We start from the raw sequence: 12,387 nt of genomic DNA on the forward strand, positions 1-12,387 counted from the left end.
ACAGATGCAACACCTGCCTCCTGGACTTCCTGAGGCAGCTCGAGGCTGGCGCTTTGGTTTGCGCATGGGTTAGGTCAGGACTCCGGCACCACCACCAGCGCCGCTACCTCTTCACCCAGGCGCTGGAAGTGGGTGGGGTTGAGGGTGACCAGCCCATCGGCCCTGGCCTTGAGGGCAGCCTGGGCGATCAGGGCATCGTAGACCACCCCCCCGCTGAGGCCCAGCTTCGCCAGCCGTTTCAGTACGCTGCGGTAATCGGTAGCCGAGAGGGCCACGCTGGAGAAGCGGTGCAGGTTCTCCTCGATGAGCTTCAGAGCGGTAGCGGGTGGAATGCTGGGGCGCAGGGGCAACCGGGTCAGCACGGCGTAGAGTTCGGCCAGGGTATGGGTTGATACCAGTCCGGTATGGATGCCTTCCAGGGCCTGCTCGAGCCAGTTCCAGGCGGCGCTATGGGCCGGGTGCGCCTCCACGAAGGCGGCGACCAGGCTCGAGGTGTCGAAGAGCAGCCTCATCGGGCCAGCCCGTCCAGGCGTTCCTCGCGCAGGTGGGCCAGAGCCTGGTTCAGGTCGCTGGCGGCCTCGCTCTCTACCACCAGCACCTGACCCTTGCGCCGCAGGGGGGGCGGGGTGCGGAGGGGTTGCAGGGTGAGCTTGCCGTCCTCCACGCTCACCTCGAGGGCATCTTCGGGCCGGAGGCCCAGGCGCTCCCGCAGTTTTTTGGGAATCAGCACCCGTCCGAAGCGATCCAGGGTGGTCTGCATATTGCCATTAATAGCATTATTTGCCAAATGAGAGAACGCACCACAGGTCAGGCCAGGTGGTCTCGAGCAGCCCTCTGGCTGAAGAATTCACTGGTTGGCCCAGCGCTCGAGCGCCGCCGCCCCCAAATCGTTTCCTACCAGCAACACCACATCCCCCCCGACCGGGTAATCGGGACTCTTCACGATGTCCTGGACCTGCAGCAGCTTCCCGATGGCCTTCGCCTGGGGCTCGAGCGCCGCTTGTTTATAGATCAGGATGGAGGTTTCCTGGCGCTTGGGAGCGGTATCGGTGCGCTGGATGCTGTAGCCCTGCTGCCGCAGCCAGCCCGCCGCCGCCCGGGCCGCCCCGCCCCGGTTGCTGGCGTTCAAAACGCTGACCTCGACCAGCCGGTTCCCGGCGGTTGGGTCGCCCTTCAGCAGCCAGTCTACCAGGGCTTGGGAGCGCTCGCGGTCGAGGTAGTAAAAGTAGGCCCCGCCATAAGTCCCCCCGTTGCCGGGCAGGGTCACGCTATGGAAGTTGCTCAAGGCGGTCCGGCCCATCCGCGCGGCGATGGCCATGATCTGCGGTCTCGTGAGGTCGGTCTCGACCTCGCCTAAGGCTACGTTGGCGATCTGATCCAGGCGCAGCAAGTTCTCTGGCTCCAGCGCCCGTTCGGCCATTGCGCGCAACAACTGCTGCTGCCGCTCGGTGCGGCGAATATCGCCCTCCTCCTTGCTGGGCGGAGCCCCCTCGTTGGGTTTGCGGAAACGCACGAACCCCACCGCCTGTTCGCCGTGGATAAACTGCCGCCCCTTGGGCAGGTTGACGTGCAGATGCCCCCAGCTGTCGTCGTAGCGCATGGCGTCTAGGGTCTCCACCCAGACCCCTCCCAGGGCGTCCACGATGTTCTTAACCGCAGTGTCCTTGAGCACCACGTAGTGGTCGATCTTGAGGTCAAAGGTGCGCTCGAGGGTCTGCTTCAACAGCTCAACCCCCCCGCGGGCAAAGGTTCCATTGATCTTCCCAACAATGCCGTCAGGGGCTTTTACGTAGGTATCCCGGGGAATCGAGACCGCTGCCGCCTGCCGCCCCTGCAGGTCCAGCGAAAGCAGCATGATGGTGTCGGAACGGGAATTTTTGCTGTAGGCGATGCCCTGAGGGGTATAGTTGTAATCTTTGCCCACGATCAGCAGGTTGACCCGGGTCTGGGGGAAAAGTCCCTCGGGCTCGCGGACCACCCTGACCAGATCACCCACCGATGCCCCACCCGAAACCGTATGTACAAGCCGGTAGGTCCACCCTGCCCCAGCCAGACCTGCCAGCAGGACCAACGCGAGCAACACTCTGCCGAGACGTATAAACATATTCAGGCCGGTCCTGGGCCGGCGCCCTAGGGAACCACTATGCAGCATTTTGATGAGCAAACCTTGGGAAAACAAACACTGGGCCTGCCTTACCTCTGCCCCACCACATTTCTCGCCTAGCTTTCAGGTGGGGGCTGGGGGGTGGTAAAAAAATCCCCTCGAGGTGCCCAGTAGGCGTTCCCCGAGGGGGATGTCTGCCTAAACTATAGCACAGCCTGCACTAACTGGTCGTACCAGTCAGGGTTCGCCTCTTGTAGCAGCCAGTCGCGGGCGCCGGGAGCATCGCCACCTGCGGCTACAGCTTCACGATTGATTCGCCGGTACTCGGCTAGCGACCATTGACCCGAGGCCTTGAGCTGCTCGACCTCTGCGGCAAGCTGGCGCATCCGAACCCAATCGATTTTGGTCAGCGTAGCAGCCATGTCAGTCCCTCGCGCCAATCATCCGGCGGATCTCCCTGATCAGATTATACCCCAGGGGGTCTTTCACCTGCAGTTCATTCTGCAGGTAAATGTACGCACAGTGCACTTCGCAAAAGTATTCTTTCCAGTTCACGCTCGCCCGACCTGAAACATAATTGGCCTGGTTCCAAACCTTCCGGATTTTGTCCTCGAGCGCGGGGCCCATCTGCCGCCCCAACACGGTCAAGATGTGATGGCCGGCCTCGTGGACTAGGGAAATCTGCGCCGCGGTGTTGGGGTTGCCTGCAATTGTGGAGACGGTGTCAAGTTCGCCCCAGATCGGTTTTTGGTTAATCTCAGGGCGCTCAAAGCTAAGCCGAATGCTCGCGTTGGCCGGGTTATAGACCCCATTAAATGGGCCAAACTCATCATAAAGACTTTGCACGACCCGGATTTCCCCGAGGGGATTGTCCTTCAGCCAGTCGAGTAGTCCAGCCCGGCTCAGGCCACGCAGGACTGTTCTGCGGTTAGCTTCTGAGGTGGCTCTCCACTGACTGAAATGCACCCCTGCCTTGGGGCGCTCATACTCAGGCGGTCCGGCTAGCTGTTCTTGCTCTACCATGGCCCCTACCACCGTGCACCGACAGTTCACTACCTCTCCTGCTGGCGCGCCCAGCCGCCGGTCGCCGGGGTATATCAGCCTCGAGCCCGGCAGATCTTCTTTGATGGGTAGCTCGCGTTCTAGTGATTATTATCACGATAAATACTGCTCGTGATAGATTTCTTTGCATTCTTGGATGCAGTAACGCTTTACACAAGCCTAATACGTTGGGCAACAATAAGGTTTGGTGGCTGGTCCCCTATCCCGAAGGAGGCGTCTGATTGGCTCGAGTGCTCGTGGTGGATGATGACCCGGCAATTCGTGAGGTCTTGGGGGCCTACCTCCAGCAAGAAGGCTACGAGGTGCTCGAGGCCGCCGACGGTCTTGAGGCGCTGGAGAAAATCCCCCAAACCAGCCTGGTGGTGCTTGACCTGATGCTGCCCCGGCTTTCCGGCTGGGAGGTCGCCCATGAGACCCGGCGGGACCACCCCGAGTTGCCGATTTTGATGCTCACGGCCAAGGGTGAGGAGGAAGAGCGCATCCGGGGCCTCGACCTGGGAGCCGATGACTACGTGGTAAAGCCCTTTAGCCCACGCGAGGTGGTAGCCCGGGTGCGGGCCCTGCTACGCCGGAGCGGCCTCAGGGCCGAGCTGGTCTTTGCCGAGCTGGTCATCCGGCCTCGGGAGCGCGAGGCCCTCTTCGCAGGAGAACTTCTGGCACTCTCTAAGCTCGAGTTTGATCTCCTCCTGACCCTTGCCCAGCACCCGGGCCTGGTCTGGAGTCGCGCGCGCCTTTTGGAGCGGGTCTGGGGAAGCGACTTCCCCGGAGTGGACCGGGTAGTGGATGTGCACATCGCAGGCCTGCGCAAGAAGCTGGGAGAAGAGGGGGAGAATCCCCGGTTTATTGAGACGGTGCGGGGTGTAGGCTACCGCTTCCGAGAGTTATAAATAGACCAGGCCCGATGGGGGAAGAAGTGAGCCTATTTACCCGCCTGTTTCTGACCTACCTGGGGGTAATCCTGCTGGCCTTGGGGGGGGTATTCCTGGTTGCGGACCTGCTTTCCCCCAGTTTTTACCAGGGTCATGTTCAACGGATGGTGCAGATGATGGGGTCAATGGGGCTCAGCCTGCAAGCGGACCTGGAGGAGGGCTTGCACTCTACCCTCAAACACGCCCTGCTGGCCGCACTGCCCGTGGCCACCCTGCTGGCCGCGCTGCTGGCCTACTGGTTCTCCCATCGGATAAGCCGTGCGGTGGTTCAGCTCTCCCAGGGTGCCCAAGAGATTGCTCATGGACGCTACAGCTACCGGCTTAGGGAAGAAGGGCCGACAGAGCTGGCCCATTTAGCCCGGCAGTTCAACCGCCTCTCGCAAACCCTAGAGGGCATCGAGAGAAGCCGGGTGGAGCTCATCGGCAGCGTAGCCCACGAACTGCGTACCCCACTGGCCGCCCTTCAGGGCTATGCCGAGGCCCTGGCGGACGGGGTGCTTCCTCCCGAGAAAATCGCCCAGCAGATCACCCACGAGGTACAGGCCATGCGACATCTGGTGGATGACCTTGCGCTGGTCTCTCGCGTGGAGGCCGGAGCTGTCGAGCTTCACCCGCAGCCAGTAGAGGTGGACAAGGCTTTGCGCGAAAGCCAGGAGCGCTTTGCCATCGCTTTCGCTGAAAAGGGGGTGGGGCTCGAGCTAAACCTCCCTCCGCAGCTCCGCCCCGTCCAGGCCGATCCCCTGCGCTTCCAGCAGGTTCTGTCCAATCTCCTCAGCAATGCCTTACGGCATACCCCCAGCGGTGGGCGGGTCGTGCTCGAGGCGCAATCCCAACCGGGCGGCTTGCGCGTTTGCGTGCGCGATACAGGTTCGGGAATTGCCGCCGAGCACCTGCCTCACCTCTTTGAACGCTTTTACCGGGTCGATGCGGCCCGTAGCCGCAAAGACGGGGGGAGCGGGGTGGGGCTCACCATCGCCAAAGGACTGGTGGAGGCCATGGGGGGTCAGATCGGGCTCGAGAGCGAGCTCGGGAAGGGCAGCACCTTCTGGTTCACGCTCCCCTTGGCTAAGACCTGACCGGTCAGGCTTTATGCCCGCTTAATATCCCCGCCCTAGGGTAGGGCTGGAGGTTGATATGGGTTGGTGGCCCTACGGTTTTGGAATGATGGGCGGCTGGGGTTGGCTCGGGATGCTGATCCCGATAATCGTCCTGGCGCTGCTGGTCTATTGGCTGGTACGAACCTTCTCCCACCACTCCTCGAGCGGAGGGCGGGACCGCGCGCTGGACATCCTGCGGGAGCGCTACGCCAGGGGGGAGCTCGACCAGGAGAGCTTCGAGCGGATGAAGCGCGAGCTTGAGGAATGACGCCCTGGCCATGGAATGCTGCCCCCGCACTGGAAGGTCCGGCAGGCTTTACAAGAACTTGGCAGCGGCCCGGAAGGGTTCAACCTTGAGAAGGGCTGCCATACCGATCCGCGACTTTCCAGGAACCACCGTCTACCATTGCCACATCGTCGAGCACGAGGACCGGGGCATGATGGGGATACTTAGGGTTGAGGGGTCTTAGTCCTGAATAAGATATACAGAATCCTGAGCGAAGATTTGTAATATGCTTCTTACCCACCCCCCCTGGGGTGGGATATATTGTTAGAACAAAGCTGGAGCACCAGCGAGCGGAGGTATAGCATGCGGGCTAAAGCAGACAGTGCGGTGCTCGAGGTCGCTCTCCGGGACTGTTACAACGGAACCGAGCAGGCCGGGCTCGAAGGCTTCCTGAGGGGCTTACCCGGGGTGGGGGCAGTTCACCTAGACCGCAGCCGGGCGGTAGCTCACCTCACCTACAACCCAGCCCAAACCAGCCCAGAGGCCCTGCACCGCGCCATAAAGCAGGCCGGGTACGACTGCATTGAGAGCGCGCGCGACCCCTCCTGCTGCCAGCCCGGCCACCCCAAGGTCGCCCGCAATGACATGCCCAGGGGCCACAATCATCAAGCCCAAGCAGCGCAGGTAAATCATAGCCAGGCGGCAACTGCCCCCGGTGTGCCCGATGGGATGGATCATGCCGCGATGGGGCACGGCCTTAGCTCGGCTGCCCATGGCCACGCGGCAATGGGCCACGCCGACGAGCACGCGGGCCACGGCACCCCCGACGACATGCTGCGGCGCTTCATCATCTCAGCAGGGCTGACCCTGCCGCTGGTGCTCTTCTCCCCCATCGAGATGCCGCCTTTTGGCATCTCGATGGGGCTATGGGGCTTCGCGCTCGGCACCCCGGTAGCGCTATGGGGTGGTTGGCCTTTTATCCGCGCGGCCTGGCGGGCCTTGAGGCGGGGCGAGGTCAACATGATGACCCTGATCGCCCTGGGCATCCTGGTGGCCTACACCTACTCCCTAGCCGCCACCTTCGTGTTTCCCGGCGATGTCTTCTACGAGGCCGCTGCCATGCTTACCACCCTCAGCCTGCTGGGCCACTGGCTCGAGATGCGTGCCCGCTTCGCCACCGGGCGGGCGGTGGAGGCGCTGCTGCGGCTGGCCCCCGCCACCGCCAGGGTCAAGCGCGACGGGCAAGAGGTGGAACTCCCGTTGGAGCAGATCAGGGTGGGGGACGAGATCCTCGTCAAGCCCGGAGACCGCCTGCCGGTGGACGGCGTCGTGACCTCGGGCCAGAGCTATGTAGACGAGAGCATGATCAGCGGCGAGCCGATCCCGGTGGCCAAGGAGCCGGGAGCCAGGGTGATCGGCGGAACCGTCAACCAAAATGGCAGCTTCAGTTTCAAGGCCACCGCGGTGGGGGCCGACACCGCGCTGTCCCGCATTGTGCAGATGGTTAAGAACGCCCAAGCCTCCAAGGCCCCCGCCCAGCGCCTGGCTGATCAGGCCGGGAAGGTGCTGGTGTACGTGGCGCTGTCGGCCGGATTGCTGACCTTCCTTTACTGGACGCTGCTGGCCAACCAGCCCCTGGTCTTTGCCATCACGGTGGCGGTCTCGACCATCGTGATCGCCTGCCCCGACGCGCTGGCTCTGGCCACCCCGACGGCCATCACCGTGGGGGTGGGCAAAGCGGCCCGCGAGGGGGTGTTGTTCAAGAATGCCACCGCCCTGGAGCTCACCGCAGGTGTTGACACGGTGGTGTTCGACAAGACCGGCACCCTCACCGAGGGCAGGCCCCGCTTGACCGACCTCGAGCCCTTTGGTGGGTTTCATGAAGCCGATCTGCTGCGGCTGGCCGCCTCCGCCGACCAGCCCTCGCAACACCCGCTGGCCGAGGCCATTGTCAGAGCGGCCAAGGCACAAGGCTTGGCTCTGGGTGAGGCACAGAACTTCGTCTCCGTAGCGGGTCAGGGGATTCAGGCCCGCGTGGAGGGGCGGGAAATTCGCATCGGCAACCACCGGCTGATGGATGCCGCGGGGGTGGAAGTCGGGGGGCTTGAACCCACAGCAGCCCAGCTCGCTGCCAGCGGTAAAACCGCGATGTTCATAGCCGTGGACGGGAGGGCTGCCGGGGTGGTCGCGGTGGCCGACGCGGTACGTCCATCGGCCCTCCAGGCGGTGAGCGAGCTGCAGGCCATGGGAATAGAACCGATCCTGCTGACGGGGGACAATGCCCACACTGCTCGAGCAGTCGGCCTCCAGCTAGGCATCTCCAGGGTCATAGCCGACGTGCTACCAGAGGACAAAGCCAGCAAGATCGCCGAGTTGCAGGCCTCGGGCAAGAAAGTAGCCATGGTAGGGGACGGGGTCAACGACGCGCCCGCTCTGGCCAAGGCCGAGGTGGGCATCGCCATCGGCGCGGGCACCGACGTGGCTGTGGAGACCGCCGGGGTGGTGCTGGTCAGGGACAACCCAGCAGATGTGCCCCACAGCGTCCGCCTGGCCAGGGCTGTGCGGGGGAAGATCAAGCAAAACTTGTTCTGGGCGGCGATCTACAACATCGTGGCTCTGCCCATCGCCGCAGGGGGGCTCTACCACAGCCTGGGTATCCTGCTCAAACCGGAGTTCGCCGCCCTGGCGATGAGCGCTTCGACCCTCATGGTCACTCTAAATGCCCTCCTGCTAAATCGGGTTCGCTTTACAAAAACATAACACAACTTGGATAAAACTGCCCCATGAAGGGAATGGCCGTGCGGATACTCCTGAGCATAGTCGCCAGCCTGGGCCTGGCTTGGGCACAGATGAATCACCACAGCATGCAGATGGGCGGGACGGGCATGACCGCCATGACCGAGTTGAACAAGCTCTCGGGCCGTGACTTTGACATCGCCTACATGTCCATGATGATCGAGCATCACAAAGGGGCGGTGGAGATGGCCCAGGCCGCCCTCAAGGCCTCCAAGGATGGGCGTATTCGCAAGGCCGCCCGCAAGATCGTGACCGTGCAGAACCGCGAGATCGCCCAGCTCACCGGCTGGTTGCGTGCTTGGTATGCGGTGCCCCCCAGCCAGCGCTACATGGCCATGATGCGCGCGGACATGAAGCCCATGATGGACACCGCCATGCAGGGCATGACCCCCATGGCGGGGATGGCGATGCAGGTTGATCGGAGTTTCCTCGAGGGGATGATCCCCCACCATCAAGAGGCTGTAGACATGTCCGAGGTCTGCCTGCAAAAGGCCACTAAAGCAGAACTCAAGCGCTTCTGCCGCGGGGTGATTGGGCTGCAGAAGGCTGAGATGGCCCAGTACCAGGCCTGGCTCAAGACCATTAAGTGACGCTTCTGCAAGGGATGGGTGCAGGCAAAAAGTAGCTAGGCATGCATGACCTGAGAGACCCCTTTGGGAAGGTAGAACCCAATCCAGACTGAGGTATCTACCAGGATGCAGATTACTTGCACAACTGCCTGGAGCGCCGAGTTAATCCTTCTCAAAGCCGCTCGAGCCGAACTTTAGGGTGCGGGCGTTCTCCCCCACTGTCCGCTCGACGTGTTCGGGGATACCCCCTGCCACCCGGGCCTGGATCTCCAGGGTCACCTCGACCTCGGCCCCGTCGAGGGCCAGGAGGTGCTGCAAGACCTCCCGGGCGATCTGGTCGGCATCCCGGCTCAGGCGGTTGGCCTCCAGGCGCACCGAGGCCTGGTAACGACGAGGGCGTGCTGGGGGCGGTGGAGGAACCGGATCATTGAGTACGGTTTGTTTGCTTGAAGAAGCCGTTGAGACCACGGCTTTCTCGGCGGGCTGGGGCCGCTCGCGCTCCATCTGCTCCCGTGCGACCTCCGGCCTGACCAGCACTCCCTCGAGCCCCCCCGGCAGGCGGGCTTCTGGCCCGGCCTGCAGGCCCAGGTACCGGCCTTTGGCCTCATCCCAGGCATCAGCGTAGGCGAAGCCTTCGAGCTCCCAGTTGAGCGAGGCCACCCCGCCCTGTACCGCCCCGAGCAACACCTCCGGGCTCCGCAGGCGCGGCAGGTAGACGTAGGTGGCAAAGTCCTCGGCCAGCTGCTTAAGGCTGACATGATCGCCCCGCCACAGGGGGATCCGGTCCATCTCACGCCGCAGCACGGTGCCGGCCATGCGCACGTCCAGGCGGCCATCGTTGCTGAGCTTCTTGCTGGCCCGCACCGCCAGGGCCTCCTGCCCTTGAAGGTTGTAGGGCAGCCAGGCCAGGGAGGGGTCGGTTTTCTCCTGCGTGGGCACCAGGAGCCAGGTGTAGGTCTCGGGGATGCGGACCTTGATGGCCCGGTCAGCTTCCTCGCGCTTGGTCTGGGCCTGGTTGCGCTGGAAGTTGTCCAGGTTCAACAAACCCGACTGTCCGTCGGCCTCCACCGACTTCCAGGCCAGGTACATGCGCACAGCCTGCTCGAGGTCGGCCACCCGCCGCCGGTCGGCGGCCAGGAAGGCCAGGGTGTTTTTGTACAGCCGGTCGCGATTACCCCGGCTGGTCAGGATTTTCTGGGCCTCGGCCAGGGCGGGGCTGGGGCTCTCGCGGCTTTGCTGGTGCGGGTAGGCCGGCGAGAGCACCACCAGGGCCACCTCGAGCTCATCCGGCACATCCCCGCTGGACTCGGGGCAGACGTGGATACGCTGGAAATCGCCCCGCTCGCGGGTGGCCTCGCGCAAGCGCCGCTCGATCTCCAGGTGCACCTCGTGCTCGTCCAACCGCTCAGCCCGTTCCTGGGCCATGCGGGTCACGCTGGGCTGGGTGGAGAACCAGTAGCGCTGACCATTGACGTACAGGTGGGTGGCCTGGTCGGTCAGGCGGCGCAGGGCATCGCCAAAAGTGGCCACGGCCTCGCCGGGCTGGACGCAGCCCAGCTTGATCTGGCGGTCTTCCAGGCCGCGGTTCTCGGCATGCAGGGTGGGGGCCGAACCCAGGTACAGCGTGCGGGCCACCCGGCGAGCAGCGGAGTATTTGCCCAGGTTGGCGTTCTCGCGGTCGAGGCGCAGGGGCAGCGATTCCGGGCCGTCCACGTCGCGCTCGATCACCGGGACCCAGTGGTCCTCGAGGTAGCGGGTGAGCTCGGCCTGCACCGCCGGAGCATCGATGGGCACGCTGGCCGGTAGGATCAGCAGGCTGCGGTCGTTGCGCTCCCACAGCTCGTGAATCACCGCGGCCATGAGCCGCAGCACCCCCCGGGTGCGCTGGAACTTCTCCAGGCTCGACCAGTCGGAGTAGAGCCGCTCGAATAGCTCGGGGTGGATGGGGTAAGCGGCCTTCAGCTTGGCCTCGTAGCCGCTCTCGCGGGTTGCGCTGGGGAACTCCCCGCCATTGTGACGGTACAGCTCCATGAAGGCCTTCACCACCGCGTCGCGCTGGGGCAGCAGCTCCGCCGGGATGGGCTCGAACAGCCGGCGTCGGACAATCTCGAAGCTCTCATCGCCGGAGGCGGGCCGCCAGGGGGACTGAATGCGCCCGATGGCGTTCTTGAGCCGGGCCAGTGCGGCCCTTCCGCGCTCACCGCCTATTTCAATCTCGGCGCTGCCCCGCCCCTCGCGCCCCGGCTCCGAGGCGGGAATGCTCACCACCAGCAGGGTCTGGGGTGCGGCCTTGGCGGCTTCGGTGAGGGCCTGGGCGAAGGTGAAGTGGGTCTCGAAGCTTCCAGCGGGCAGGTCGGGGTCGTCGTGAAGCTGGCGGGCGTAGGCCACCCATTCGTCGATGAGCACCAGGCAGGGCCCATAGCGGGTGAAGAGGGTTCGCAGGGCGTCACCCGGGTTGGTGGCGGTCTCGTCGGCCTGGCGCACCAGCTCGTAGGCCTCGAGCCCCTTGCCCCCCTCGGCCTCGCCCAGCTGGTAGGCCAGCTCGCCCCACAGGGTGCGGATCACCGTGCCGTCAGGTTTGCGAATGGGCTGGCCGGGGCTGACCTTGGTGCCCACGAACACCGCCCGGTTAACCCGGGGCCCCTCCTTGATGCCGGCCTCGAGCAGCACCTCCTCGAGGCCCGGCAGGTTGTGGGCCTTTACCCCGGAGAAGAGGTGGTACAGGGCCAGCATGGAGTGGGTCTTGCCGCCCCCAAAGTTGGTCTGGAGCTCCACCACCGGCTCACCGCCATTCCCTGAGAGCCGCTTGAGCGCCATCACCAGAAGGTCGCGCAGCCCCTGGGTCAGGTAGGTGCGACGGAAAAACTCCACCGGGTCGGCGTACTCGCTGCTGGCCCCCTCCCCCACATGCACCTGCCAGAGGTCGGCGGCAAACTCGGCCTGCAGGTAGGTGCCTCCGGCTACGTCCGGGTGCGGGGTGGCCACCTCGCGCCAGGGCCGGAGGCCGCTCTGGGGCTGCCCCTCAATCGGGTTCACCGCCACCCGCCGGGTAACGTTGCGGGCCTGTTCCTCGAACTTCAGGCGCAGCAGGTCGTTCTTTTGCTTCTCCACCTCGGCAGCCTCGGGGGCCGAAACCGCCTCCAGCAGACGGCTCACGCTGTCCAGGGCGCGGTAGGCGTCGTCGGTGGAAAAGGTCTCCTGGTGGGCCCAGCGGTTGCGAACCTCGCGCAGCTCCGAAACCAGGCTGCGCTCCGCGTGGCCCAGGGTGCGCTTGAACACGTCGTTCCAGCGGTTCCACATCAGGGTTAGCAGGGCCTGGGTGTCCCAGGCCTCGCGCCCCTGCACTATCAGCTTGTTCTCCCGCAGGGCGGTTATCGCCTCGGCGGGCCAGTCCTGGCCGTACACGGCCTGCATCTCCCGTTCGACGTAGGGCTGCAGCCCGCCGTTGAGCAGCTCGAGCGCCCGCCCTACCCTATCTGCGTTGGTGATGGCCATAGTTGCTCTCAGTCTAACGGAGCAAGCGGCCCTGCCGTGTTTATGGCACGGATTCGAGGGGCTGTAGGGGCAATGCCAATTCACACCAGCCAAACAGTTCCTCTAGCAT

Annotated in this window: 11 protein-coding genes and 1 pseudogene; 6 read left to right on the forward strand and 6 right to left on the reverse strand. The window is 64.3% G+C overall.

The window, feature by feature from the left end; all coding sequences use genetic code 11:
• Positions 1–74: 74 nt before the first annotated feature.
• The 5 genes from Mgrana_RS04650 to Mgrana_RS04670 form a co-directional block, all read right to left on the reverse strand.
• Positions 75–512 (reverse strand): type II toxin-antitoxin system VapC family toxin, encoded by a 438-nt coding sequence (locus Mgrana_RS04650; protein WP_119356442.1) that lies wholly within the window; start codon positions 510–512, stop codon positions 75–77.
• Complete coding sequence (locus Mgrana_RS04655) at positions 509–760, reverse strand: AbrB/MazE/SpoVT family DNA-binding domain-containing protein (RefSeq protein WP_119356443.1); 252 nt, start codon at positions 758–760, stop codon at positions 509–511. The genes Mgrana_RS04650 and Mgrana_RS04655 overlap by 4 nt, the downstream gene beginning before the upstream one ends.
• An 87-nt stretch (positions 761–847) precedes the next feature.
• Entirely contained in the window at positions 848–2,083 is a 1,236-nt protein-coding gene (locus tag Mgrana_RS04660) for an LCP family protein (RefSeq protein WP_240631250.1), read from the reverse strand.
• Between the two features lie 224 nt (positions 2,084–2,307).
• A complete protein-coding gene (locus Mgrana_RS04665; protein WP_119356444.1) occupies positions 2,308–2,526 on the reverse strand; it encodes a hypothetical protein in 219 nt (72 codons plus the stop codon).
• A 1-nt stretch (position 2,527) separates the two neighbouring features.
• On the reverse strand, positions 2,528–3,127 hold the full coding sequence (locus Mgrana_RS04670; RefSeq protein WP_119356445.1) for a hypothetical protein: 600 nt from the start codon (positions 3,125–3,127) through the stop codon (positions 2,528–2,530).
• A 260-nt stretch (positions 3,128–3,387) separates the two neighbouring features.
• Here Mgrana_RS04670 and Mgrana_RS04675 point away from each other — a divergent pair, with 260 nt between their 5' ends.
• From Mgrana_RS04675 to Mgrana_RS04700, 6 genes and pseudogenes are all read left to right on the forward strand, one after another.
• Positions 3,388–4,053 (forward strand): response regulator transcription factor, encoded by a 666-nt coding sequence (locus Mgrana_RS04675; protein WP_119356446.1) that lies wholly within the window; start codon positions 3,388–3,390, stop codon positions 4,051–4,053.
• Between the two features lie 14 nt (positions 4,054–4,067).
• The gene (locus Mgrana_RS04680; protein ID WP_240631251.1) at positions 4,068–5,171 is read left to right on the forward strand and encodes a sensor histidine kinase; all 1,104 of its coding nucleotides are present in this window, start codon (positions 4,068–4,070) and stop codon (positions 5,169–5,171) included.
• 58 nt (positions 5,172–5,229) lie between these two features.
• Positions 5,230–5,460 carry an SHOCT domain-containing protein gene (locus Mgrana_RS04685; RefSeq protein WP_119356447.1) on the forward strand — a complete coding sequence of 77 codons (231 nt, stop codon included), beginning with the start codon at positions 5,230–5,232 and terminating at the stop codon, positions 5,458–5,460.
• A gap of 109 nt (positions 5,461–5,569) precedes the next feature.
• Positions 5,570–5,662 (forward strand): annotated as a pseudogene (locus Mgrana_RS17050) (multicopper oxidase domain-containing protein); the annotation flags it as partial.
• A 119-nt stretch (positions 5,663–5,781) separates the two neighbouring features.
• Positions 5,782–8,178 (forward strand): heavy metal translocating P-type ATPase, encoded by a 2,397-nt coding sequence (locus tag Mgrana_RS04695; RefSeq protein ID WP_119356449.1) that lies wholly within the window; start codon positions 5,782–5,784, stop codon positions 8,176–8,178.
• 23 nt (positions 8,179–8,201) lie between these two features.
• Positions 8,202–8,804, forward strand: a complete 603-nt coding sequence (locus Mgrana_RS04700; RefSeq protein WP_240631252.1) for a DUF305 domain-containing protein — start codon at positions 8,202–8,204, stop codon at positions 8,802–8,804.
• Positions 8,805–8,945: 141 nt separating this feature from the next.
• On the opposite strand, the gene Mgrana_RS04705 is transcribed toward Mgrana_RS04700, so the two are convergent.
• On the reverse strand, positions 8,946–12,278 hold the full coding sequence (locus Mgrana_RS04705; RefSeq protein ID WP_119356451.1) for a Swt1 family HEPN domain-containing protein: 3,333 nt from the start codon (positions 12,276–12,278) through the stop codon (positions 8,946–8,948).
• Between the last annotated feature and the right edge of the window lie 109 nt (positions 12,279–12,387).

Origin of the sequence: Meiothermus granaticius NBRC 107808 (genome assembly GCF_003574355.1) — a bacterium.
In the GTDB taxonomy this organism is placed as follows: domain Bacteria; phylum Deinococcota; class Deinococci; order Deinococcales; family Thermaceae; genus Meiothermus; species Meiothermus granaticius.